Raw genomic sequence first — 25,435 nt, forward strand, 5'->3', positions numbered from 1 at the left:
CGTCATGATACAAGAGAAGGCGAGTAGACCTATTTTTTCTATTTTGTTTGCCGTAAGCATGGTGCATCTTCTGAACGATATGATTCAGGGAGTGATACCGGCAACCTATCCCTTGCTCAAAGAAGAGCATCATCTAAGCTTTTCTCAGGTTGGGATGATTACAATGGTTTATCAAATAGCAGCTTCAATATTCCAGCCTGTTGTAGGCTCATTTACGGATAAACATCCTGTACCATACTCCCAGATTATAGGGATGTCTTTTTCACTTTTCGGTATGCTTTTGTTTTCGAAAGCACACAGTTATGAATGGATCTTATTTTCTGTTTTTCTGGTCGGGATTGGTTCTTCAATCTTTCACCCTGAATCTTCACGTGTAGCTTATATGGCGTCGGGAGGAAGAAGAAGTATGGCACAATCTATTTTTCAGATCGGAGGCAATGCAGGGACCGCAATGGCTCCAATCATTGTCGCTTTTTTGGTTTTACCGAGAGGGCAACAGGCGATCGCCTGGATGTGCTTATTTACGATTCTCGGCCAATTTATATCCTATTATATCGGTAGTTGGTATAAAAAGAGACTTCAAAGCTCCGCTAAATCAACGAAGAGAACAATACGCGTACCTGATCTACCCAATAGCCGAATCATCGTGACCGTTATTATACTCCTATTACTGATTGTTTCAAAATACTTCTATATAGCAAGTATCACAAACTACTTCCAGTTTTATACAATCAAGAAATTCGGAATAAATGAAGTGGAAGCACAAGTCTATCTATTTTATTTTCTGATAGCCGTTGCGGTGGGAACCCTACTTGGGGGAGCATTCGGCGATCGATTTGGTCGCAAATATGTCATCTGGTTCTCCGTCTTGGGCGTTGCGCCATTTGCATTGGCATTACCCTATGTTGGACTTACGATGACGGGGATATTAATCGTGATTATTGGGTTGATCTTATCATCAGCTTTTCCAGCAATTATTGTTTATGCACAAGAACTATTGCCTAAAAAGTTGGGTATGGTTTCAGGTTTATTTTACGGCTTTGCATTTGGAATGGGAGGGATTGGATCCGCTGTACTTGGCTGGCAGGCAGATCATACTTCCATCGAGTTTATTTATCACTTATGTTCCTATCTGCCATTGATCGGTATTGTGGCTTATTTTCTTCCCAATCTACAAAAAACACCTTACAAAGAAATTTAGATTTGACATATAGGCACATGTTAAAAAAGAAAGAGCGGATTTCAATAAAGTATCCGCTCTTTTCTTACTTGATGCAGTCCATCCAGGCTGAAGCCATCATTTGTGCCCCAGCAAGCGTGGGATGTACACCGTCCGCGGCCCAATAGGCACCAGGGGCGTTCTTTTGGGCATTGTCGAATATTTTTTGATAGGGGATTAGAATTGCTCCAAATTCTTTGGCGATCTCACGAGCGGATTCTTGGTAAGCCAAAAATTTTGGATACCAAGCTTCAGTAATGTGACCTACACCCTTTACTGCAAAAGGTTCCCCAATGATCAATTTGACATTTGGAAGCTTTTGTAAAGTCTCCTGCAATAGCTGTTGGTACTGGGATTTATACTCTTCAACCGTCGTCTGCGCTCCTCGATCGATTGTCCGCCAGAAATCGTTCACACCAATCAAAATACTCAATACAGTGGGTTTAATTGCCAGAGTATCCTCCTGCCAGCGCTTTTGTAGATCGGGTACACGATTTCCACTAATACCTGTATTATATACCTTTAGTTTCTTTGCTGGATATTTATTTAAGAGCTGGCTGGCAGCCAATAAAGCATAACCATGACCCAGCGCACCAGTGTCATTGGCATTTCTGTTATTTCTATCTCGGCCTACATCCGTAATCGAGTCGCCCTGAAATAAAATAATGTCATCATTATTTAAACTGATTTTTGAGGAATTGGCTGTTGATTCGTGCGCGAAGACATCGTTTCCCAGTAGATTGGCGCCAGTCAATAGACCAGTGCCAATGATGCTTTTTTTGATAAATGATCTGCGGTTTGTGTTCATTATTAGGTTTTTGTTATGTTTAAAGTTACATACTTTAAGCATACTTTTCCAAACCTTTTATAATGATGTTACACGCTTTTTCAATTTCAAAGTCTGTAATCGTCAACGGCGGAGCTACACGCAATGCTGTTTCACAATGCAGATACCAATCGATCATAACCCCGTTTTCTGCACAGTATTTGCTCACATTGTAAACTTGATCAAAAGAATCCAGTTGCAGACACATCATAAGACCCAATCCACGAATTTCTTTGATAGCAGGATGTTTGAGCTTTTCCCTAAATAAAAGTGACTTTCTTTCAACCTGTTCAACTAATTTTTCTTCTTTGATAACGCTTAACGAAGCGCGTGCTGCAGCACAGCTCACAGGATGTCCCCCAAAAGTGGTAATGTGTCCAAGCATGGGATTGTCCTTAATTACATCCATCACTTCCTTAGCTGCAACAAATGCACCCAAAGGCATGCCACCACCGATGCCTTTGGCAAGCATCAGGATATCTGGAACAATCGCAAAATGTTCAAAGGCGAAAAGACGACCTGTGCGACCGAAACCTGTTTGAATTTCATCAAAGATTAGTAAAGTACCTGTTTCATCACAGCGTTTTCTGACAGCTTGCATGTAGGCGATATCCGGGACTCGGACACCAGCTTCTCCCTGAATGGCTTCGAGGATGACAGCAGCAGTTTGTTCCGTAATCCTTGTTAGGTCTTCCATATCATTAAACTCAATGAAATCTATTTCGGGTAGGAGTGGGGCATAGGCTTTACGATACTCATCATTTCCGATCAGACTGAGCGCGCCTTGTGTACTGCCGTGGTACGCTTTTTTTGCTGCTATAATCTGCTTGCGACCCGTATATTTCTTAGCTATTTTCATAGATCCCTCTACCGCTTCCGTACCGCTGTTGGTGAGGTAGACAGATTGAAAATTAGTAGGAAGCTCTGCCAATAGTTCTGTTGCAAATTGTACCTGTGGGGCTTGTACAAATTCACCATAAACGGTGACATGTAAGTATTGGTCCAATTGTGATTTTATAGCCTCTAAAACCTTCGGATGACGATGGCCTATATTGCTGACATTGAAGCCGGAGACCAGATCCATATATTCTTCTCCATTGGGACCATAAAGGTACACACCTTCAGCCTTAACTACTTCAACCAATCTAGGTGAGCTAGATGTTTGAGCAGTATTCATTAAAAATAATTCTCTGTTGCTTAACATGATCTTACAAATGTCCGAAAATAAAAAAGAAGTCTTCAAGACTTCTTTTTTATTTTCGAGATTATTTTCTTCTATTCTGCAGGGATTTGTATAGATGTTCCCTGAATTCCTGTTCTACTTCAAAAAATTGCGATGCACGCGCATTGCCAATAACTTTGGCAAATTTGGCCCGGTATTCTTTTTTGATCTCCACTTCTTTAGCATCATACTGTAATACATCTCTGGAACCACCTCTAAAATTATTTTTGGGGGCACCATTCAATTTTTCTTTCCTGATATCCCAAAGTGTTTGGCTATACTCGTTATAGAGCGGAAAGAATTGTTGAGCCTCTCTTGGTGTCAAATCTAGTTCTTTAGTAATGTAAGCTATTTTTTCATTTTCTATAGCTTGAAATCGATTTTTGTCTTGTGCAAAGCCCAAGGCAATAGAAAATATACTAAAGAACAATGTTATCCATATGTATTTTTTATTGAACATCATTATAAGGTATAGTTTAGATAATCTTCTATTTCTTGTTTAGATATATTACTTCCAAATCCCTTGGTAGGGAGATTAGCTTCATCAGTATACTGAGACATATAAATCATATCATCACCAGAAGCAGAAGCCGCAAGGTAATTAATAATTTCCTGCTTAGGAATTTCTGACAAATGCTGGCTCAACTGCTCCTCTGCAACAGCTTCTACAGGAGCTGCATCTTGCTGTTGATACTGATATCCCCAATATCCACCTATGCTCAACATGGCAGCAAAAGATGCTGCAACAGCATAGCGAGCATACCATTTTTTTTGTCTTCCAATCTGATGGATCGGTGTATTGTCCTTCTCAGGCGTTAGTACATGATCAACAATGCTGTCCGAAAGATTCTCAAAATAATATTTAGGTACATCAAAGCCCGCAGTAACAACTGTTTCTTTTAATTTTTCTTCGGCAATACGAGCAAAAATAGTCGATTCAACTGTTTCTTCATAGCCAACCGGAACAGAGAAACCATCTGTAGGAACTGTTTTCTTCAATTCCTGCTCAGCTAGACGAGCGAAGATCGAATTTTCAAGAACTTGACCATAGTCAGAGGGCATTGTAAAGCCATCAGATGCAATCGTTTCTTTTAATTTGTCTTCTAAAATTCGGTTGAGGATAGTTGAAGATAGTTCGGAAGTATAATTTTCAGGAATTTCAAAGCCGTCAGTACCAACTTGATTTTTTAAATTATCTTCCGCTACTTTGCACATAATGGCCGCAGACAGGCTATCAAAATATCCTTCTGGAACCTCAAAGATGGATTCTTCCTTGCATTCAACCAATTTGACTTGCGTAATTATTTTTGATTCTAAATCACTGAAATAATTTTCAGGTAAGCCAAATGGATTTTCACGCAACGATGCTGGAAGATTTGTAGGCTCCAGCCCATCATGATATGTGCCATTTTCCTTCATAGTATTTGTTAGAACCTAATTTCGCTAAAAGGTTTAATCGTTGTTATTAAAAAATGCCTCTATTTTTTTGACGGCCAAATGATAAGACGCTTTAAGCGCTCCAACACTTGTTCCGAGGACTTCTGAAATCTCTTCATATTTCATGTCTTCAAAATATTTCATATTGAAGACCAATTTTTGCTTCTCTGGCAAGGTCAACAAAGCCTGTTGTAATTTCATTTGAGCTCTATCACCATTAAAATAATTGCCATCAGCAAGCGTTTCTGCTAGATAAGCAGTCGTGTCGTCATCCAACGACACGTTCTGCTTTTGCTTTTTCTTATTTAAGAAGGTGATACATTCATTTGTTGCAATACGATAAAGCCACGTATATAACTGTGAGTCTTCGCGGAAGTTCCCAAGGTTCTTCCATACTTTCACAAAGATATCTTGTACAACATCGTCCGCATCATCATGATCGATGACCATTCTTCGCACATGCCAATAAATCTTCTGTTGATATTTCTTCAACAATAAACGGAAAGCTTCTTCTCGCGTACTCTCTTCGGCGAATTTTGCTATAATTAAAGCGTCATCCATATATTGACTTGCGTAGTTTTGTTATTTTCTTTTGATTACTTTTTGAGCCGCTGCAACAATAGCCGCTGCATTCAGACCGTATTTTTCCATCAATTGAGCAGGAGTACCTGATTCTCCAAAACTATCATTTACAGCAACGTATTCTTGTGGAGTAGGCAACTCTCTTGTTAATACCTGAGCAACGCTATCACCTAAACCGCCAAGACGATTATGCTCTTCCGCCGTTACGACACATTTGGTTTTAGCAACAGATTTTAAAATAGCTTCTTCATCCAAAGGTTTGATTGTATGGATATTGATAATCTCAGCGTTGATGCCCAACTCAGCTAATTTCTCACCAGCTTGGATAGCTTCCCATACTAGATGACCTGTAGCAATGATCGTAACATCCGTTCCTTCATTTAATAACACCGCCTTACCAATTACAAATTCTTGATCAGCAGGAGTGAAATTAGGAACTACAGGACGGCCAAAACGCAAATAAACTGGTCCGTCATATTTGGCTGCAGCAATCGTAGCGGCTTTTGTTTGATTGAAATCACAAGGATTGATCACTGTCATTCCTGGCAACATTTTCATCAAGCCGATATCTTCTAAGATTTGGTGAGTTGCACCATCTTCACCTAAGGTTAGACCAGCATGCGACGCTGCAATTTTTACATTTTTGTCCGAGTATGCAATCGATTGGCGAATCTGATCATAAACACGTCCTGTTGAGAAATTTGCGAATGTACCTGTGAATGGTATTTTACCACCGATCGTAAGTCCGGCAGCAATTCCCATCATATTAGCTTCCGCAATACCGATTTGAAAAAAACGTTCTGGAAATTCTTTGATAAAATCGTTCATTTTTAACGAACCGATTAAATCAGCACATAATGCAACTACATTCTCATCTTGCTTTCCTGCTTCTAGTAAGCCCGCACCAAATCCTGAACGTGTATCTTTTGACTCTGTATAAGTATATTTTTTCATTCTAGTAATCTCCTAAAGTTTCTGTAAGCTGATTCAACGCCGACGCCAATTGTTCGTCATTTGGAGCAACACCATGCCATTTATGAGAACCCATCATAAAATCAACACCGCTACCCATTTCAGTATGCATCAGAATAATAACCGGTTTACCTTTTCCTGTGCGTGATTTAGCTTCTGCTAAACCTGCAACAACAGCATTCATGTCATTGCCTTTAGCAATTTCCATCACATCCCAGCCAAATGCTTCCCATTTTGCACGAAGATCACCAAGAGATAATACTTGATCTGTAGATCCGTCAATTTGTGCTTTGTTATAGTCAACAGTAGCAATTAAATTGTCGATTTTGTTGTGTGGTGCGTACATTGCAGCTTCCCAAACTTGGCCCTCCTGCAATTCGCCATCACCCATTAATACATAAACTAGATTATTGTCTTTATTCAATTTTTTTGCCTGTGCGGCTCCAATTGCAACAGATAATCCTTGGCCCAATGATCCCGAAGCAATACGAATACCCGGAAGGCCTTCGTGTGTTGTTGGGTGACCTTGAAGTCTGGAATTGATTTTTCTGAACGTTGCTAATTCGCTCACTTCAAAATATCCCGCATGCGCCAATGTACTGTAAAATACAGGAGAGATGTGTCCATTTGACAGGAAGAATAAATCTTCTCCTTTTCCATCCATGTCAAAGGAAGGATTGCGTTTCATTGCATTGAAATAAAGCGCCACAAAGTAATCTGTACAACCTAACGAACCACCTGGGTGTCCTGATTGACAAGCGTGTACCATACGTACGATATCACGTCTTACCTGTGATGCAATTTGTTCTAGTTTGTTAATATCTGCACTCATTTTTTTTGTTGGTTTCACAATTGGTCGTAAAGTTAACTATTTTTAAGCTAGATGCTTGTTAAAAAATGAATTTATATTGACTTATTCTAGATTGACGATGTGTTTGATCTGCGGGTTTTTATTTTTTTTGTACCTTGCTTCACTTTATAAAACCAACAATTTTCAGCATAATGCCTAATCAACTTAAAAGCTGCCTTATTATTTCAGCGCTCTCAGCCCTTTATTTGCATTCTTCTGCCCAGCACATCAACATTTACCATAAGGATTGGATCGATTTTAACAAAAATGGGAAAAGGGATATTTATGAAGATTCCAAACAGAAAATAGCCAGTCGCGTGGAGGATCTGTTGCGTCAAATGACTGTTCAAGAAAAGGCCAATCAGACGGTTACACTCTACGGTTATGGGCGGGTTTTGAAAGATGAGCAGCCCACTGCCGCTTGGGACAAAGAGATTTGGAAACACGGCTTGGCCAATATCGACGAAATGTTGAATAGCTTGGCTTATAATAAGTCTGCAAAAACTTCATTTTCGTATCCCTTCAGCCGCCATGCTCAAGCCTTAAATAACGTTCAAAAATGGTTTGTGGAAAATACACGACTTGGTATTCCTGTTGATTTTACCAATGAGGGCATTCATGGACTCAATCATGATCGGGCTACTTCCCTGCCGGCACCAATCAATATTGGAAGTACATGGAATACTTCACTGGTACGTAAAGCTGGCGAAATAATTGGTAGGGAGGCCAAATATCTGGGCTATACCAATGTCTATACACCTATTCTTGATGTTTCTAGAGATCCACGCTGGGGAAGAGTAGTTGAAACCTACGGCGAAGACCCGTTTCATATTGCCGAAATGGGGAAACAAGTTGTTTTAGGAATTCAACAAAATGGCGTCGCATCCACATTGAAACATTATGCAGTCTATTCTGTACCCAAAGGGGGAAGAGATGGCAATGCACGTACGGATCCTCATGTTGGCTTCCGTGAGATGCATTCGCTTCATCTCTATCCATTTAAAAGGGTCATAAAAGAAGCCAAACCTTTAGGAGTCATGAGTAGTTATAATGATTATGATGGCGTGCCTGTATCTGCCAGTAGCTATTTTTTACAGGACTTACTCCGAAAAGAGTATGGTTTTGAAGGGTATGTGGTGTCCGACAGTGAGGCTCTAGAGTTTATTTACAACAAACATCATGTTGCTGCAAACTATAAAGATGCTATTAAACAAGCATTAGAGGCAGGTTTGAATGTGCGGACAAATTTTGATCCACCGAGTACATATCTAACGCCGCTAATGGAACTAATAGAAGAAGGAGGGCTGGATATCAAAATATTGGATCAGCGGGTTCGCGAAGTCCTGACCGTGAAATTTAAACTGGGGTTGTTTGATCATCCATTGAGAGAAGATATAGCGATAGCCGATAAAAAAGTGCATACCCCCGCAGATGAAGAAGTATCACTTCAAATGAATAAGGAGTCTATTGTTCTGTTGAAAAATGAACAGAATCTACTTCCAATAGACGTGAATAAATACAAACGAATTTTGGTTACGGGACCAATGGCAGAGGCAACAAATTATACGACAAGTCGATATGGACCTTCTAATAATCCGATCACAACCATCAAAGATGGGATTATAAACTATGCAAAAACAAAGGCACTTCGGGTTGATTATGCCAAAGGGGTAGATGTCGTGGATAAAAACTGGCCTGAGAGTGAGATTATTCCAACAGACTTATCAGGAGAGGAGCTGGAAAAGATGGCCGAAGGTGTACGTCTCGGTAAAGAATCTGATCTAATCATAGCCGTAATGGGCGAGTCGGAACGGGAAGTCGGTGAAAGTCGATCGAGGTCAGATCTAAATTTGCCAGGCAAGCAACGCGACTATTTGATGAAATTGAAGGAAACAGGTAAACCTATTGTGCTGGTACTTGTCAATGGTCGTCCACTTACTGTCAATTGGGAAAACAAGTATCTACCTGCAATCGTGGAGAGTTGGTTTCTTAGCAATCAGTCGGGAAATGTTCTTGCCGAAATGCTGTTTGGTGGGTATAGTCCTAGTGGAAAATTGCCAATTTCATTTCCAAAGTCCGTCGGACAGGTTGAAATGAATTTTCCGACCAAGCCCGCTGCACAGGCGGGGCAACCCGGGGTCGGACCCAATGGGTGGGGCAATAGTCGGGTTGTTGGATTCTTATACCCTTTTGGATATGGATTAAGCTACACAGATTTTAGTTTTTCAAATTTACAACTCGCTAAAAAACAGATCAGACCAGCAGATTCCCTTACAGTTACGGTTGATATTGAAAACATAGGGAAGAGGAAAGGTGCCGAAGTTGTTCAGCTGTATATCAAAGATGTACTGTCTTCGGTAACGACATATGAGATGGATTTGCGTGGATTCGAAAAAGTTGAACTTAATCCAGGGGAGAAGAAGACCTTACAGTTTACGATCTTACCTGCCCATCTGGAACTTTTGGATCAGCATAATAACTGGACCGTTGAACCCGGAAAATTTGAACTATTTATCGGTAATTCTTCTGTTAATCTTCCGCTTAAAGATTCTTTTGAAGTCGTCAATTAGGTTGAAAAATTGCCATACAAGGCAGATGGCGGATAGCGATTATTTCTTCTTAAGACTAGTGAATAAAAAAAAGGATTCAGCAAAATTAATTACTGAATCCTTTTTTTCTTGTATCGAATAGCTGTGATTACATGGCCTCAGCGACAACTTCAGTCACTTCTGGAACCATGCGTTTCAACAAGCCCTCAATTCCTGCTTTTAATGTGATTGTCGACGATGGACAACCACTGCAAGAACCTTTTAGTTCAACTGTCACAATACCTTCGTTGAAGGATTTATAATGGATTGCTCCACCATCTTGTTCAACAGCAGGTCTTACATAATCATGTAATACTTGTTGTATCTTCACTTCAGTTTCAGTACCTTCAAAATTAACCTCTGTATCGTGGTGTACCGTTTTTACCGCAAGTTCAGACTCTACAGCACCTTTTACAAAGTCTTTTAGCAAGGCTTCAATGTCTTCCCATTCCGCATCTTCAGTTTTGGTAATGGTCACGAAGTTACTTGCAAAAAATACCCCATTTACAAAATTAAATTTGAATAATTCAAGTGCAAACGGTGAATCTTGTGCTGCTTCTTTATTTGGAAAATCCACACTACCGTTGATCAACAATTTATTGACCAAGAACTTCATTGTAGAAGGGTTGGGTGTAGACTCTGTATATACGTTAATCGTAGCCATGTAGTATCTATTTTTATTCCAAGCAAATATAGGTCAAATGAAGCTTTGTTAAGGTCATCTATAAGTAAAAGCTTATAAAGTGACACCTGTGTAGTTAGAAGGACTGATCGCTTTCAGTTCCTCTTTAACTTCCGCTGATACATTTAGATTATCAACAAATGTCGCTATCGTTTCTTTCGTAACATGTGTGTTGGTACGTGTTAGGTCCTTTAAAGCTTCATACGGCTTGGGATAGCCTTCCCTTCTTAATATAGTTTGTAGTGCCTCCGCAACAACAGCCCAATTATTTTCAAGATCATTGGCCAATGCCTGTTCGTTTAAGATCAATTTGCGTAACCCTCTCAAAGTTGATTTAATAGCAATTAGGGTATGTGCAAATGGAACACCAATATTACGTAATACCGTAGAATCTGTTAAATCTCGTTGAAGACGGGAAACTGGTAACTTAGCTGCAAGGTGCTCAAAAATTGCATTTGCAATACCTAAATTTCCTTCTGCATTTTCAAAGTCAATTGGGTTGACTTTATGTGGCATAGCCGAAGAACCGATTTGACCAGCAGTGATTTTTTGTTTAAAATATTCCATCGAAATATATGTCCAAATGTCACGGCATAAATCGATGACAATATTGTTTATCCGTTTTAAGGCATCACAGCTTGCTGCAAAGTTATCGTAATGCTCAATCTGTGTGGTCGTTTGTGAACGGTCTAACCCCAAGATATTGTTTACAAAATTATTCCCAAAATTGATCCAATTTGTCGCTGGATATGCAACGTGATGCGCATTAAAATTACCAGTTGCACCACCAAATTTAGCTGAATACGGTACTTGATGTAATAGTTGCAATTGACGTTCTATGCGTTCGATAAAAACATAAAACTCTTTACCCAAACGGGTTGGAGATGCTGGTTGTCCATGGGTACGTGCCAACATCGGGATGTCTGACCATGACGTTGCTAATGATTTTAACTCATGAAGCAACTCTTTGATTGCCGGTGTATAGCTTTCTTTAATGGCTTCTTTCCAGGAAAGTGGAATCGCTGTATTATTGATATCTTGTGAAGTCAAACCAAAATGGATGAATTCAAGGTAGTCCTGTAATCCTAATTTTTCAAATTGATCTTTTAGAAAATATTCAACTGCTTTAACATCATGGTTTGTAACTTTCTCTGTGTTTTTGATCCAAATGGCATCTTCTTCAGAAAAATTCCTGTAGATATCCCGCAATTTTTCATTGAGTGTTTTGTCAAACTGTTGCAATTGAGCAATACCGGATTCACTTAATGCAATAAAATATTCGACTTCTACGCGTACACGATATTTTATTAAAGCAAATTCGGAAAAAAATGCTGAAAGTTCATTAGTATTATTGTAATAGCGTCCGTCAATAGGCGTAACTGCTGTTAAAGATGATAAAGCCATAGATTGAATGATTTTTGGCAAAGGTAAAAAAATGCTTGGAGCTTAGCAATTTAATTGGTACAGATATAAAAAAAGCCTCCTTGTTGAAGGAAGCTTTTTATACGGTGTAAATTCTTTTTCAGAGAATTAGTGAGCAGCTTTAGTTGAATCAACTTTAGCAGCAGCTGAATCTACAGCAGTTTTTGCTGAATCCAATTGAGTGTTAGCTGAATCTAAAGCAACGTTAGCTGAATCAGTAGCAGCGTCAGTTTTTTTAGCTGTTTCACCACATGATGCGAAAGCCAATGTTAAAGCTAAACCTAAGAAACCGAATTTGAATGCGTTTTTCATTTTATTAAAATTAAAATATTTTTAAATCTTGTTATTTAGGAGTTAATACCATTAAAGCAAAAAGGTAACCCCTGTATTTATTTTTTTGAAAAAAAGAAAGGCCTTTCGTGAAAAAGGCCTTCCAAAAGCTCTATTCAGTCCTAAATTATTTTTTAGTAGCAGCTGAATCAACTTTAGCAGCAGCTGAATCAACTTTAGCAGCAGCTGAATCAACTTTAGTAGCAGCTGAATCTAATGTGTTAGCAGCTGAATCAACTAAAGCAGAAGCTGAATCTGCAGCACCTTCAGCTTTTTTCTCTGAATTGTTACAAGATGCGAAAGCTACAGTTAAAGCTAAACCTAAGAAACCGAATTTTAATGCGTTTTTCATTTTCTAATTTTCTAATTTAAATTGAAATAATTTTCTTTTTCATCTCTTAATACACGTAACCAAAAAAGGTAACCCAAAAAAAAATGTTTTTTTGGATATATTTTTAACATATTGTTTTTCAGGTGTATATAGTTGTGTGTTTTATTCGAAACGTTCCTGATTCCAATATTTTATTGATAAGAGATCGTACGATATAAGGTGAGATGTTGTTCATTCGTTTGTTTACCGGATAATTCCATCTGATCAATTTGTATCATGTCATTTCCAAACAATTTTCGATTATTTTTCTTATTTTAAGAAGTAAACACTTAAAAAGAAATTGCAATTATGTTTGATAAAGTAAAGAATATAATGGATTTGGCAAAATCAATAGACTTTGGCAAATTGGAAGAATTATCGAAGAAAGTGGATTTGGGAGCAGTAATGGATGCCGTATCAAAAATGGATGATAAGCAGCTTCATGGGTTAATGAAAATGCTGAGTGCAGGGAAAGAAAAAAAGGAATTACCTCCTATTAATGGTGATTTCTATGCTATGGATAGCAAATTAAACGATTCAGATCGTGCATTGCAATTGAAGGTGAGGGAATTTATGGAAACTGAGGTCAAGCCAATTGTCAATAAATATTGGTTAAGAGATGAGTTCCCTTTTGAAATAGTACCGAAACTAGCAGCTTTAAATATTTGTGGCTATACCTACGATGGGTATGGCTGTATGGGGGGAAGTTCATTAATGGAAGGGATCATAGCGGCGGAGATAGCACGGGTAGATGCTTCTGTAGCGACTTTCTTTGGCGTACAGAGTGGTTTAGCCATGGGATCAATTTATATTTGCGGATCCGAAGAGCAAAAACAAGAGTGGCTGCCCAAAATGCAGCAGATGCAAGTGATTGGTGCTTTTGGTTTAACAGAGCCCGAAGTAGGGTCGGGAGCAGCAGGCGGATTGACAACGACCTGTAGGAAGACAGCCGAAGGTTGGGTCTTAAATGGTCAGAAAAAATGGATCGGGAACTCCACCTTTTCTGATATCACCATTGTTTGGGCTAGGGATCTTGATGATGGCGAAGTTAAAGGTTTTATCGTACGAAAAGATAACCCGGGCTTTTCAGTTGAGAAAATTAAAGATAAGATGGCTTTGCGCATTGTACAGAATGGTCTTATTACTTTAGCGAATTGTATCGTTCCGGAAAGTGATCGCCTGCAAAATGCAGATTCCTTTAAAGATACAGGAAAGGTTCTTCAGATGACGCGAGCAGGTGTCGCTTGGATGGCCGTAGGATGTGCACGGGGTGCCTATGAAAATGCCTTGGATTATACGCGTAAAAGGAAGCAATTTGGTAAACCAATCGCTTCTTTTCAACTTATTCAAAATCATCTGGTTGAAATGTTGTCCAATTTAACGGCTATGCAAACGCTTGTCTTCAGGTTATCTGAATTACAGGATAAGGGTGAACTAAAAGATGAACATGCCTCGCTGGCCAAAGTCTTCTGTTCTTTACGTACGAGAGATATTGTTTCCAAGGCTCGGGAGGTCATGGGCGGAAATGGTATTCTGTTAGAATATAATGTCGCACGGTTTTTGGCCGATGCCGAAGCAATTTATTCCTATGAGGGGACAAAAGAAATCAATTCACTCATTGTTGGCAGAAGTATAACTGGATTTAGTGCCTTTGTTTAGGAGGGATCTGGCTGGTTTTTGACTTCCTGTCGCCAAATATCGCTTAATACATAAAAAGGGCGTTGTTTTTTAAACAATGCCCTTTTTAGCTCAGTTGGAGCAAAAAATGAATTTTCTATTTCCGTTTAAATCGCATAATAGCAATATCTCCCATGATAAATGTCAACGTATTCTCGCTTACACTATAGGTGTTTACCTTTTCCAATGTCGAAAAGAAGGTTGCTTCACCATTACCTTCGCAGGCCATTTTCGTTGACATAATCGGGCCAAAATTAATGGTATTTCCATTGGTTTTAAAAGTCGTATTGTAGTTATTGCAGCTACTATTTCCGTTTACTTTACCACTGGCAGCATCAAATATCATTGTTGGTTTACGATTGGGATACAGGCCATCGAAAGCGATCCGTGGGCCAGATATATAATCAAGTTCCCAAGTTCCACTAAGTTGTTGCTTATTGTCCTGAATCAACTTGAATTTTGCCAGAGGAGCCATTTTCGCTTTGTTCAGGCTAAGAATGCCATCCTTAATCGTATAATTATCTGCAGCAATCAGATTTTTGGATAAAGCTTGTTCAATAGACATATCCGGACAGGCCATCATCGTAGACATGCCTTGAGCAAATTTAACCTTTCCATTTTTTGACAATGTCAATTCTCCACCGATGCCATTACATCCTCCACTTGCACTGTAACTTTTTTCGTCCAGCTGGAGGTAAGGTATTTTGCCGTTGATCTGATCCGCTACAGGATGTCCATTGATTTCAATCAATTGCCATTTTTTCCCAATTACTGATGAAATGCTACTGTCTGAGTTTTGCTCATTCGCGTTCTTCTTGATCACAGAGCAACTTCCAAGACTAACAATTAAGATGGCCAATATGGCGATGTTTTTAAATTTCATATTCTAAATTTTAACCTATTAACACCCTTTTTAACGTTTGGTTTGACGAAGTGCTACAAAAGTTCACAAACAAAAAAGGCTTCCAATTTGGAAGCCTTCTTTATCAGTATGATAAATCTTACGATTTGTTTTTATTTTGTTGTGCTTGTTGTTGTGCACGCATCATTTCTTCCATTTTCGTTTGGAAGCTTGATTTTTTATCTGCTTTTGGATTCTTTTTATTTTCCTCCAATTTAGCTAAGATTTTCTCATCATTAACCATGGTGCGAATTACCAACTGAGTCAAGAACGTAAATAACGCACTTAAGAAATAGTAGTAGTTCAAACCTGCTGGGAAGCTATTCAAAACAAAGAAGAAAATCAAAGGCATGATATAGCCCATATATTTCATTTGTCCTGTAGCACCAGATGTAGCGTTGTTATACCAAGTCGTTAACAATGTTGTCAATGTCATCAAGATACACATCAAAGAGATGTGGTTAAATGATCCAAAAATAGGTGCAAATGTAAACAGCGTATCATAGGTTGACATATCCTTCATAAACAAGAAGCTTTGTCCTCTCAATTCAAATAAATTTGGAAAGAAGTAGAAGAAAGCAATTGTAAATGGCATTTGTAAGACAAGAGGAAGACATCCACCAAGTGGATTCACACCAACCTGTTTGTACAATTTCATTTGCTCCTGCTGCATCAACATTTGATTGTCTTCACCCACTTTTGCTTTGATCTCATCCAGCTGCGGTTTTAATACACGCATTTTGGCCATAGAGACATAAGACTTGTAGGTCATTGGGGAAAGAATTAACTTCAACATCAATGTCAATAAAAGGATAACGATACCGTAGCTCATATGGAAACCATCCAGGAAGTTAAATACAGGTACAGTAATCCATTGGTTGATCCAACGCATAGGGCCCCAGCCCATGTTGATAATTGACTGATAATCATTTCCTTCAGCCTTCAATACATTGTATTGATTTGGACCAAAGAAGAAGTTTAAGAAATAGTTGTTGTCCTTATGATTATCAAATGCTAATTCTGCGTTTGTATTATAGAATTTGACGATGTCGGTTTCTGACGCATGTTTTACATCCACTTTTGCATTGACAAAGCCATCTTTAGCGTTGAGGATACTAGAGAAGTAATGCTGCTTGAAAGCAATCCATTGTACTTTTTTCTCCAATGGCTCGTCCGCATCTTTTGATTCGGAAAGGTGATCTACTTTATTATCTTCTTTATAATATAGTGTAGATTTCTGTCTTTCAGATTCTATGTTTTGCTCTTTTTGTCTCAACGTGGTGTTCCAGTTCAGGGTCAACGTTTTTTGACTCTGCGGAATTAAATTCTGTATCCCTTTTGTGTTAATGTCCAGGCCAACATTATAGCCTTTACCAGCAATCGAGTACACATATTCAATATACTGTTCGGCACTGTAATTTAGTCGGAATTTTACAGATTGTTTACCTTCACCAGAAACTTGGATATCCGAAGATTCTGTATTGAAGTATAAATCATTTGTTGATACATTTTGACCAGCTGCGTTAAATTGAAAACCAAACTTATTGTCCTCACCATCAAAAAGCATCAAAGGTTTTCCATTGAAATTCTTTTCGCCTTTTAGTTCTACGGATTTAACCTTACCACCTTTTGTACTGATTTTGGCAATGATTTTCTCGTTTTCAATCGTAATGACCTTCTCCGTTCCAAATTTTGTCGCGCCAAAAGGCTTTTTCAATTCTGCCGAATCAGCAATCACTGCTGTTTGTACTGCTTTGGCTTTAGCGGTAGAGTCACTTTCGGCAGGCAGTCCTTTTTCTGTACGCGCTTTAGCCTCTTGTCTCGCTTGTTCTTGTTTGATTTCTGATTCTGAAGGCTTCATCAGGTAAAATGAACCAGTGATGATAGCAAACATCAGGACCAAACCAATTAGGGTATTTCTATCCATTTTTAATAATTAAACTTAATTAATTGTATCCTTCTATTACTACTTTGATTTTTTGTTGGCCAAAGCAGCGGCTACAAAGCTAACAAAAAGTGGGTGAGGATTTGCAACAGTTGACTTTAATTCTGGATGAAATTGTCCGGCAACGAAAAATGGATGGTTTTTCAATTCGACAATTTCAACTAATCCAGTCTCCGGATTGAATCCTGAAGCAATCATTCCAGCTGCTTCATATTGTTTTAAATAGTCATTGTTAAATTCATAACGGTGACGGTGTCTTTCAGAAATTTTTGTTTTACCATAGATGGCAAAGGCCTTAGTTCCTTTTTTAATTTCACAATCGTAAGCACCTAAACGCATTGTACCACCCATATTGGTGATATTTTTTTGCTCTTCCATCAAATTGATGACCGGATTGCTAGTGTTGGCATCCATTTCAAAACTGTTGGCATCTTTTAATCCCAATACGTTTCTTCCGAATTCGATAACCGAACATTGCATCCCTAAGCAGATACCAAAGAACGGAATATTATTTTCGCGAACATACTGAATAGCATTTAGCTTACCATCCAAACCGCGTTCACCGAACCCTGGAGCAACCAAAACACCATCCATACCTTTTAGCTTTTCAGCAACATTTTCTTTAGTAACACTTTCAGCAGCAATATAGCTCACTTTTACTTTACATTCGTTTGTTGCGCCTGCATGGATAAATCCTTCGATAATGGACTTGTAAGCATCTGGAAGCTCAACATATTTTCCAACCAAAGCAATACTCACTTCACTTGTCGGGTTTTTGAGCTTGCCTAAAAAGTTTTTCCAGTTTTCTAGATCAGGCTCATTTTTGTTGGAAAGTTTTAGCTTGGTTAATGCAGTTTTATCAAGATTTTCCTTCAACATCAATAATGGCACATCATAAATCGTCGACGCATCGATAGATTCTACGACAGCGTTGATGTTGACATTACAGAATTGCGCTAATTTTTTGCGGATTTCTTGCGATAATTTATGTTCAGTACGACATACTAGAATATCAGGTTGTACACCGTATTCCAATAACGTTTTTACGGAATGTTGCGTAGGTTTAGTTTTAAGCTCACCAGCGGCTGCCAGATAAGGGACTAAAGTCAAATGGATAACCAGCGAATTGTTGGCTCCTAATTCCCAGCGAAGTTGTCTTACGGCCTCCACAAATGGTAAGGACTCAATATCGCCTACAGTTCCGCCCAATTCAGTGATGATAATGTCATATTTGCCGGACTCACCCAACAGTTGCATTCTGCGTTTTATCTCATCTGTGATATGGGGAATCACTTGAACGGTTTTTCCTAAATATGCACCTTCACGTTCTTGTTGGATAACGTGTTGATAGATGCGGCCTGTCGTGACGTTATTTGCTTGTGAGGTAGGGACATTCAGGAAGCGCTCGTAATGACCTAAGTCAAGGTCCGTTTCAGCACCATCTTCTGTAACATAACATTCTCCATGTTCATATGGATTTAATGTTCCTGGATCGATGTTAATGTAAGGGTCGAATTTTTGAATGGTAACTTTGTAGCCACGCGCTTGGAGAAGTTTAGCAAGGGAGGCAGCAATAATACCTTTCCCCAACGACGAAGTAACGCCGCCCGTAACAAAAATATATTTAGTCATAACAATTAAAGGATTTTCAATTTTATGTGGTCAAAATGACCAATAATAGTTGCTCTATGTACGGGATACAAAGATAGCAATTTTTATTCAAAATCAGAATTGAAGATCGCTCGATTAATTAAATTAAAAATAGATATTACCTTGGCTATCTATTGTTGTCTTTAATGTAGGTTGTGCTTTTGACTTGATTTCAATACGATAGAAATTATTACTGTTTGAAAATACAATCTCATAATTTTTGTGCTCATTTATAATTTCAGGATATAATTTGCTTAACTCCTGAATTGACGTTGCATAGCGTTTTTTATCCTTTCTATAGATCTGTTGCAGGTAAAAGATATTCCAGGTAACTTTTTCGAGCGCGAGGAATTGCTCGTCGATAGGTTGATGGTTTGTGTCGTCAACAAATTTTATATGCCCCCATCGTTCAGGGTAATGCATATTAACGAGGCCGATTGGAGACCATACCCAGTTCTCTTCAGCGAGCGTCTTACCCATATTGTCTTTTCTCTTGCTGTAGGTTGTTTCGGTGTTGTCATAATGCCACTGAACGCGTGAGAAGTTTATCTTCCAGGTTTCATTTGCTTTAATCTGATTTCCTTCGCCAAAGTATTTTAGACTTTTTACAGGTATTTTCATTTCCACAGCCCAAAATTCATCCTTGTCTTGTGGATTGTTGATGGACCCGGCATGATAGACTGCACTTTCAATATCTTTTGTGTCCCAATTTAGATTAGCCCTGCCGCCAAAGCGATAAGGTTTAGTCATCAAAAGATCCATTACTGTATTTAATGCGTTTATTTCAATCTCTATATATTCTGGCGAAAATAGATTTGGCTTGAGAAAGATCTCAAAATCATTATCATGGTAGATGATCGTATCTTTTTGTCTTAAATATCCTTTGATATGAGGTTCTTGAAGCTTAGCAAAAAGGTAAAGATTTTCCTTATCCCAGAGCATCTTGACTTGTGTCTTAAAAGTAGGGGCAGGCTTGTTTGATCCCTCAATATCCTTAAAAGAATCTGTCCATATAGCTTTTGACCAGGAAGCCTCATTGTCCTTTCCATCAATGGTTATTGCATCTGTTACTGGATATACATAATAAGTCTGGGGACGAGATTGTAATTGATGAAATTCATTCACATTTCGTTGTGCAAAAGTAAAGGTCGGGTAGATTATAAAAATGAAGATAAAAGCTATAATTCTCATCAAGATACAGTTTGATTTTTAACGGTAGCAAAGTTAGGATGGAACAATATTAGGTTGTTTTTAAATTATTGTAATCATCTACGATTCTACCTTTCAGATACGGTGCTAAAAGTAAGTAAAATGTTTTAGCGCGGCAAAAGAGGGGTGGGGTTTTGATGGGCATTATCTAATTGTCCTAAATTTATTACAGAAGGAGTTTCGTGATATTACCTGCGTTTTGAAAGGCACGGGCGATAGCGCATAAAAAAAGGCTTTGAATGAGTTCAAAGCCTTTTTTTATGCCGTGGTAGTCGTAATTAGATTCTTTTCGATTTAATACGAGCAGCTTTACCAGTAAGGCCGCGTAAATAGAATAATTTCGCGCGACGAACTTTACCGTAGCTGTTTACTACAATTTTTTCAATGTTTGGTGAGTTTACAGGGAAAATACGTTCAACACCTACACCGTTTGAGATTTTACGAACGGTAAAAGTAGCGTTAGCACCTTCGCTGTTTAATTGAATTACTACACCTTGGTACACCTGTACACGCTCTTTATTTCCTTCGCGAATTTTATAATGAACGCTGACGGTATCTCCAGCTTTGAAAGCGGGAATTTCATTCTTTACTACCGCTTGTTCTTCTACAAATTTTACTAAATCCATGATTTCGAGTAATTATTAACGATTTATATCCTGTAAAAATCGGAATGCAATATTACGACTTATTTTCTGAATATAAAAATACTTTTTTAAAAAACTATTGACTGATATTCAAATCGGATGCAAAGATATGAAAATGAAATGGATAATCTAAAGATATTTTGAATATTCCTTTGTAGGCTATATGGAGTGGGTTTTTGATTGCTAAATTCAATAGAATATGTGCTTTTTGTAAAAATATTGTGCAATCAATCAGCTATTTAGTGATTAATTTTCTGCGGGGTGTTGACAAAGTCAAAAAATGATTCGATATTTGTGCCACACAAAACAAAGGTGATACCTTTTCGGGGTGTAGCGTAGCCCGGTATCGCGCCACATTTGGGATGTGGAGGTCGTAGGTTCGAATCCTGCCACCCCGACTTAAAAGCTCTAACGAAAGTTAGAGCTTTTTTTGTTTCCTCCTTTTATTCGTCCCGCAAGCTTTTTACCGGATTAGCTACAGCTGCTCGAATGGCCTGCCAGCTTACCGTAATCAGTGCGATACCTATTGTTACCAGTCCAGCGAGCACAAACATCCACCATTGGATTTGGATACGGTAGGCAAAGTCTTCCAACCATTTGTTCATGACTAGCCAGGCAATCGGCGAGGCAATTATCAAGGCAACTAATACGGGTTTTATAAAATCTCTGGACAATAAAGTAGCAACACCCGATACCGAAGCGCCAAGCACTTTTCGGATTCCGATCTCTTTGTTTCGTTTGGCGGCCGTAAATGAGGCTAAACCATATAGGCCCAGGCAAGCGATAAATATAGCTAATCCAGAAAAAAGACTGAGTATACGTTGTTGCCTCAGATCGGTTTTGTATAGCGTGTCGAATTTCTGGTCCAAAAAGCTGTATTCAAAAGGGTATAAAGGAGCTACTTTCCCAAATGCAGTCTTAATAGTTTTTAGCGCTGCAGGGAAATCTTTTGTGTTTAAGCGAATGAGGGCTACCCTTAGATCATCAGAAGGGGCAATAACTAATGCATCCATGTTTTCTTTTAGAGATAGGAAGTTAAAATCATCTATTACACCAATGATTTTTCTGGGGGATTGATCACGGATCGTATTTTTTATCCATTTTCCAATGGCCTGTTCGGGGGTAAATCCGAGCATCGATGTTGCAGTACGGTTAACTAATACAGCGCTAGTGGAGTCTGTTGGGTATTGCGCTGAAAAGTTTCGGCCTGCAATTATTTTGAGGTTCAATGTGCTTACATAGTCAAAATCGGTGAATTCCGTCCTTGATTTCCACTTCTCCCCATTTTTCCTCTCCACTTCAAACGTATGGCTATCGAAGAAGCCTCCTGGTTCACCGGACATAAAGGAGACCGATGCGATGTCGCTGCTCGCGGATAATTTGTTTTTGAATGTACGAAGGTTGTTGTATAGTTCTTCATTGTCTATTGGGATGACCACAGTCTGTTGGTCGTCATAGCCAAGCCCTAGTTCTTTTACATATTTCATCTGCTTGGAGATAATCAGTGTGCCGATGATAAGTAAAATAGATATGCTGAATTGGAATACAACCAATGTATGTCGGAACAGTGCGCCGCCCTTGCCTAAGCGCAATTTACCTTTTAATGCCTGTATAGGGGAGAAGGTTGAAAGGTATAACGCTGGGTAACTTCCAGCTAATAAGCCTACTGTAAAGATAGCTGCAATCAAAAAAATATAGATCGGCCATGAGTTCCATGGGACTGTTAGGGTGTATCCCAATAGTTGATTGTATACAGGCATGAGTAGTTGCAGTAGACACATGGCGAGTATGCAGGATATGGTGGTTAATAAAATGGATTCTCCGATAAACTGCCCCATTAATTGAAGCCGTTGTGCTCCAAGTACCTTTCTTAAACCAACTTCTTTCGATCGGTCAACTGCACGTATTGTCGAGAGATTCATGAAATTGATGCAGGCGATAATCAATATAAGAATGGCGATGGAGATAAAAATGTATATAACCTTTTTATCTCCATGTTTTGCGCTGTCAAATGCGCTATGGGATTCAAGATAGACATCTTTTAGCGGTGTAAGGGCAAGATCAAAATGGATACCCATATTGGTAGAAACTGCTTTCATATGCCTATTCATGAAATCGGGAAATTGCTTTTCCAGTTGCCTAACATCTTTATGTTCGTCAAGTAAGATGTAAGTGAATAAATTGTTGTTTTGCCAAGCTTTGAACGGTTCGGTATTGATATAATTGGATAATGGAATGATAAGATCAAATTCCAGATGCGAATTGACCGGAAGATCTTTTGCAATCCCGGTAACGGTTAATTGTTTCGTTTTATCAAGCTGTAGTATTTTACCGATGGGATTCTCATTTCCAAAATATTTTTTCGCAGTTTTTTCCGTTAATACAACATTTGTTGGATTTTTTAAAACAGTTTTTGGATTTCCCTTGATCAGCGGAAAACTAAATAGTTCAAAGAAATCGTCATCTGCAATAAAGAGTTTCTTTTCATTAAATGCAATATTGCCAAAAGAGAATAACCCATTGGCAGGCATTACCCGTACAGCTTTTTTGATATCATCGGGATAATCGGTTAATAAGGCAGTGGCATAGGGTGCAGATAAATAAGGAGTACGGTCCTTGCTGTTGTCAAAGCCACGCATGACCCGATAGATACGGTCACCTTGGCTGTGAAACTTATCAAAGCTAAACTGATTGGCGATAAACAGGAATATCATTGCACAGACGGTGATGCCTATTGTTAAGCCAAGGATATTGATAAAGGAAAAAACCTTGCTCTTAATAAGGTTTCTCCAGGCGATTTGGAAATAGTTCTTTATCATACTTTTCGTTATAAGTGTTCATTTTGACTTTATGGTAATCAATCCCGTTGAAGGATAGTCTGATTTCTATTTTTGAAAAAATGTTTAATGGATCAATTTCAAAAAAACTGCCAAAGGGATAAAGTGTTTTTAATCAGTAGATTGTGCGCTTTCTTTTAGTGGTCTAAGTGTTTGGATTCGAACACTTCATGTTCATATCCGAACATGCTACAGTTGAGAGCTCAAAAAGATTATGATTGACAGCTGAGCGTTTTATCGAAGTAACAGCTATTGGGAATAGCATTGGGTTTGATTGTATAAAGGAGAGCTATATGTGGTCCGGGCAAAGAGTATGTCGCAATGTAACAACTTGTTAGTTTTATTTTGCGTTTTTCATTTGCAAATAATTTGTAAGAAGCGTATATTTGTGCCACACAAAACAAAGGTGATACCTTTTCGGGGTGTAGCGTAGCCCGGTATCGCGCCACATTTGGGATGTGGAGGTCGTAGGTTCGAATCCTGCCACCCCGACTAAAAAAGCTCTAACGAAAGTTAGGGCTTTTTTTGTTTCAGGGCAGGGTGCGAACGTACGACCCTTAAGATACTAGGAAGTTCGATTCGTAGGCGGCTCAGGGTTGTGCTGGGGGCTATATGGAGATGAGTCGAATTTGTTTCAAGGCTTCACTAGGTGTAATAAAAAGGGATTTTTCAATTTTTTGCTTTGTAAAATGATCTGATTTTTAATCTTATTTTTAAATTATTTTGCAATAAGTCAGTCTATTAGGTGCTTTGTGAAGAATATTTTTGAAAAAAACATATTTTTAGTGTACTTTTGTGCCACACAAAACAAAGGTGATACCTTTTCGGGGTGTAGCGTAGCCCGGTATCGCGCCACATTTGGGATGTGGAGGTCGTAGGTTCGAATCCTGCCACCCCGACTAGAAAAGCTCTAACGAAAGTTAGGGCTTTTTTCGTTTCAGGACAAAAAGGCGAACCTACGACCGGATGCATTCTTCGCATTTTTTAACATTATATCCTTGTAAACCCGCTGTTAAACAGTTAAATTGCTTGAAATTTATTGTCAATTAGAATATAAACATAAATAATATGAACAGAAAAGCGGCATTTCTTTTAGGAATTTTGGCCTCTTGTGCATTACCGCAAGTAACCTTTGCTAAACATTCAATCGGAGAATCCATCCATTATCAACAAGACGTAGAAGGCAAAGAGCTGATTGGTCGATGGGACATCGAAGTTGATATTAATGGTACCCCTGCACCATCCTGGTTGGAGGTAAAATTGTCGGGCTATAGAACTTTAGTCGGTCATTATGTAAGTACTTCCGGAAGTGCTCGGCCAGTTTCGCAGGTGTTTTATGAGAAAGGAAAGTTTAGATTTGCTATCCCACCTCAATGGGAAGGCGGAAAGATGAATCTAAGTGTTGAGGGCGAGGTTGTGAACGGTGTATTGCAAGGGACAATAACAGAGCCTGATGGGAAAACATATCGCTTTAAAGGTGTTCGTGCTCCGGAGCTGAAGCGAACAGCTGCGGTAAAATGGGGTAAGCCCATTCAGTTGTTCAATGGTAAGGATCTGTCTGGATGGAAAGCTACTGGTAAAACGAATCAGTGGGTGGTGAAAAACGGAATTTTGACTAGCCCGCAATCTGGTTCTAATTTAGTCTCTGAGGAAAAATTTGAAGATTTTAAATTACATGTTGAATTTAAAATTCCAGCAGGAAGTAATAGCGGTGTCTACTTAAGAGGTCGTTATGAGGTTCAGATAGAAGATAGTCCCAAGGATGCACATCCCAATGCTGTGCTTTTCGCAGGGGTATATGGTTTCTTAGCTGCAAATGAAATGGTCAATAAAGGAGCCGGGGAATGGCAAACCTATGATATTACATTGGTAGGACGTCTAGTGACGGTTGTGGCAAACGGAAAGACTGTTATCAGTAACCAAGAAATCCCTGGTATAACGGGCGGTGCTTTGGATAGTAAAGAAGCAGAGCCGGGACCAATTTATTTCCAAGGGGATCATGGTCCCGTGGAATTCCGAAAAGTGATTATTACTCCAGCTATTAAATAGCATAACATGATACAAAGGCTATC

At 38.8% G+C, this 25,435-nt stretch carries 21 protein-coding genes and 3 tRNA genes; 7 read left to right on the forward strand and 17 right to left on the reverse strand.

What is annotated here, in order from left to right:
- The first annotated feature begins 4 nt into the window (after positions 1-4).
- The gene (locus tag M2419_RS20150; RefSeq protein ID WP_153847248.1) at positions 5-1,201 is read left to right on the forward strand and encodes an MFS transporter; all 1,197 of its coding nucleotides are present in this window, start codon (positions 5-7) and stop codon (positions 1,199-1,201) included.
- A gap of 64 nt (positions 1,202-1,265) precedes the next feature.
- On the opposite strand, the gene M2419_RS20155 is transcribed toward M2419_RS20150, so the two are convergent.
- The 7 genes from M2419_RS20155 to M2419_RS20185 all read right to left on the reverse strand — a co-directional run bounded on the left by M2419_RS20155 (position 1,266) and on the right by M2419_RS20185 (position 7,090).
- Positions 1,266-2,027: an SGNH/GDSL hydrolase family protein gene (locus M2419_RS20155; RefSeq protein WP_153847247.1), complete on the reverse strand. Its 762-nt coding sequence runs from the start codon at positions 2,025-2,027 to the stop codon at positions 1,266-1,268.
- 34 nt (positions 2,028-2,061) lie between these two features.
- Positions 2,062-3,249 (reverse strand): aspartate aminotransferase family protein, encoded by a 1,188-nt coding sequence (locus tag M2419_RS20160; protein WP_182330781.1) that lies wholly within the window; start codon positions 3,247-3,249, stop codon positions 2,062-2,064.
- A gap of 61 nt (positions 3,250-3,310) precedes the next feature.
- Positions 3,311-3,730: a hypothetical protein gene (locus tag M2419_RS20165; protein ID WP_227550267.1), complete on the reverse strand. Its 420-nt coding sequence runs from the start codon at positions 3,728-3,730 to the stop codon at positions 3,311-3,313.
- Entirely contained in the window at positions 3,730-4,686 is a 957-nt protein-coding gene (locus M2419_RS20170; RefSeq protein WP_153847245.1) for a hypothetical protein, read from the reverse strand. Before M2419_RS20170 ends, M2419_RS20165 begins: the two co-directional genes overlap by 1 nt.
- Positions 4,687-4,719: 33 nt before the next feature.
- Positions 4,720-5,265 carry an RNA polymerase sigma factor gene (locus tag M2419_RS20175; protein WP_075994136.1) on the reverse strand — a complete coding sequence of 182 codons (546 nt, stop codon included), beginning with the start codon at positions 5,263-5,265 and terminating at the stop codon, positions 4,720-4,722.
- A gap of 21 nt (positions 5,266-5,286) precedes the next feature.
- Complete coding sequence (locus tag M2419_RS20180; RefSeq protein ID WP_120333250.1) at positions 5,287-6,240, reverse strand: transketolase family protein; 954 nt, start codon at positions 6,238-6,240, stop codon at positions 5,287-5,289.
- Between the two features lies 1 nt (position 6,241).
- The gene (locus M2419_RS20185; RefSeq protein WP_075994134.1) at positions 6,242-7,090 is read right to left on the reverse strand and encodes a transketolase; all 849 of its coding nucleotides are present in this window, start codon (positions 7,088-7,090) and stop codon (positions 6,242-6,244) included.
- 170 nt (positions 7,091-7,260) lie between these two features.
- On the opposite strand from M2419_RS20185, the gene M2419_RS20190 reads away from it, so the two are divergent.
- Positions 7,261-9,678 (forward strand): glycoside hydrolase family 3 N-terminal domain-containing protein, encoded by a 2,418-nt coding sequence (locus M2419_RS20190; protein WP_153847243.1) that lies wholly within the window; start codon positions 7,261-7,263, stop codon positions 9,676-9,678.
- A 127-nt stretch (positions 9,679-9,805) separates the two neighbouring features.
- Here the strand turns inward: M2419_RS20190 and M2419_RS20195 are convergent, their stop codons facing one another.
- From M2419_RS20195 to M2419_RS20210, 4 genes are all read right to left on the reverse strand, one after another.
- A complete protein-coding gene (locus tag M2419_RS20195; protein WP_088162909.1) occupies positions 9,806-10,360 on the reverse strand; it encodes a NifU family protein in 555 nt (184 codons plus the stop codon).
- A gap of 72 nt (positions 10,361-10,432) precedes the next feature.
- A complete protein-coding gene (purB, locus tag M2419_RS20200) occupies positions 10,433-11,782 on the reverse strand; it encodes an adenylosuccinate lyase (protein ID WP_259255542.1) in 1,350 nt (449 codons plus the stop codon).
- Positions 11,783-11,908: 126 nt separating this feature from the next.
- Entirely contained in the window at positions 11,909-12,112 is a 204-nt protein-coding gene (locus tag M2419_RS20205) for a hypothetical protein (protein ID WP_088162907.1), read from the reverse strand.
- A gap of 145 nt (positions 12,113-12,257) precedes the next feature.
- Positions 12,258-12,482 carry a hypothetical protein gene (locus tag M2419_RS20210; RefSeq protein WP_046671848.1) on the reverse strand — a complete coding sequence of 75 codons (225 nt, stop codon included), beginning with the start codon at positions 12,480-12,482 and terminating at the stop codon, positions 12,258-12,260.
- A gap of 327 nt (positions 12,483-12,809) precedes the next feature.
- Between M2419_RS20210 and M2419_RS20215 the strand changes: the two genes are divergently transcribed.
- A complete protein-coding gene (locus tag M2419_RS20215) occupies positions 12,810-14,159 on the forward strand; it encodes an acyl-CoA dehydrogenase family protein (RefSeq protein WP_200845671.1) in 1,350 nt (449 codons plus the stop codon).
- Positions 14,160-14,274: 115 nt separating this feature from the next.
- Here the strand turns inward: M2419_RS20215 and M2419_RS20220 are convergent, their stop codons facing one another.
- The 5 genes from M2419_RS20220 to rplS form a co-directional block, all read right to left on the reverse strand.
- Positions 14,275-15,060: an META domain-containing protein gene (locus tag M2419_RS20220; RefSeq protein WP_259255543.1), complete on the reverse strand. Its 786-nt coding sequence runs from the start codon at positions 15,058-15,060 to the stop codon at positions 14,275-14,277.
- 118 nt (positions 15,061-15,178) lie between these two features.
- A complete protein-coding gene (gene yidC, locus M2419_RS20225) occupies positions 15,179-17,005 on the reverse strand; it encodes a membrane protein insertase YidC (RefSeq protein WP_153847238.1) in 1,827 nt (608 codons plus the stop codon).
- Positions 17,006-17,044: 39 nt separating this feature from the next.
- Positions 17,045-18,655: a CTP synthase gene (locus tag M2419_RS20230; protein WP_153847237.1), complete on the reverse strand. Its 1,611-nt coding sequence runs from the start codon at positions 18,653-18,655 to the stop codon at positions 17,045-17,047.
- A 123-nt stretch (positions 18,656-18,778) separates the two neighbouring features.
- Positions 18,779-19,864: a carbohydrate-binding family 9-like protein gene (locus M2419_RS20235; protein ID WP_153847236.1), complete on the reverse strand. Its 1,086-nt coding sequence runs from the start codon at positions 19,862-19,864 to the stop codon at positions 18,779-18,781.
- Positions 19,865-20,160: 296 nt separating this feature from the next.
- Positions 20,161-20,508: a 50S ribosomal protein L19 gene (rplS, locus tag M2419_RS20240; RefSeq protein WP_159731148.1), complete on the reverse strand. Its 348-nt coding sequence runs from the start codon at positions 20,506-20,508 to the stop codon at positions 20,161-20,163.
- A 342-nt stretch (positions 20,509-20,850) separates the two neighbouring features.
- Here rplS and M2419_RS20245 point away from each other — a divergent pair.
- Positions 20,851-20,924 (forward strand) — tRNA-Pro (locus tag M2419_RS20245).
- A gap of 45 nt (positions 20,925-20,969) precedes the next feature.
- Here the strand turns inward: M2419_RS20245 and M2419_RS20250 are convergent.
- Positions 20,970-23,345 (reverse strand): ABC transporter permease, encoded by a 2,376-nt coding sequence (locus tag M2419_RS20250; protein ID WP_259255544.1) that lies wholly within the window; start codon positions 23,343-23,345, stop codon positions 20,970-20,972.
- A gap of 436 nt (positions 23,346-23,781) precedes the next feature.
- Between M2419_RS20250 and M2419_RS20255 the strand changes: the two genes are divergently transcribed.
- The 3 genes from M2419_RS20255 (at position 23,782) to M2419_RS20265 (ending at position 25,412) form a co-directional block, all read left to right on the forward strand.
- A tRNA-Pro gene (locus M2419_RS20255) sits at positions 23,782-23,855 on the forward strand.
- Positions 23,856-24,188: 333 nt separating this feature from the next.
- Positions 24,189-24,262: transfer RNA gene (locus M2419_RS20260), tRNA-Pro, on the forward strand.
- Between the two features lie 169 nt (positions 24,263-24,431).
- Entirely contained in the window at positions 24,432-25,412 is a 981-nt protein-coding gene (locus M2419_RS20265; RefSeq protein WP_259255545.1) for a DUF1080 domain-containing protein, read from the forward strand.
- The last annotated feature ends 23 nt before the right edge of the window (positions 25,413-25,435 follow it).

Source organism: Sphingobacterium sp. BIGb0116 (assembly GCF_024808035.1).
GTDB lineage: Bacteria > Bacteroidota > Bacteroidia > Sphingobacteriales > Sphingobacteriaceae > Sphingobacterium > Sphingobacterium paramultivorum.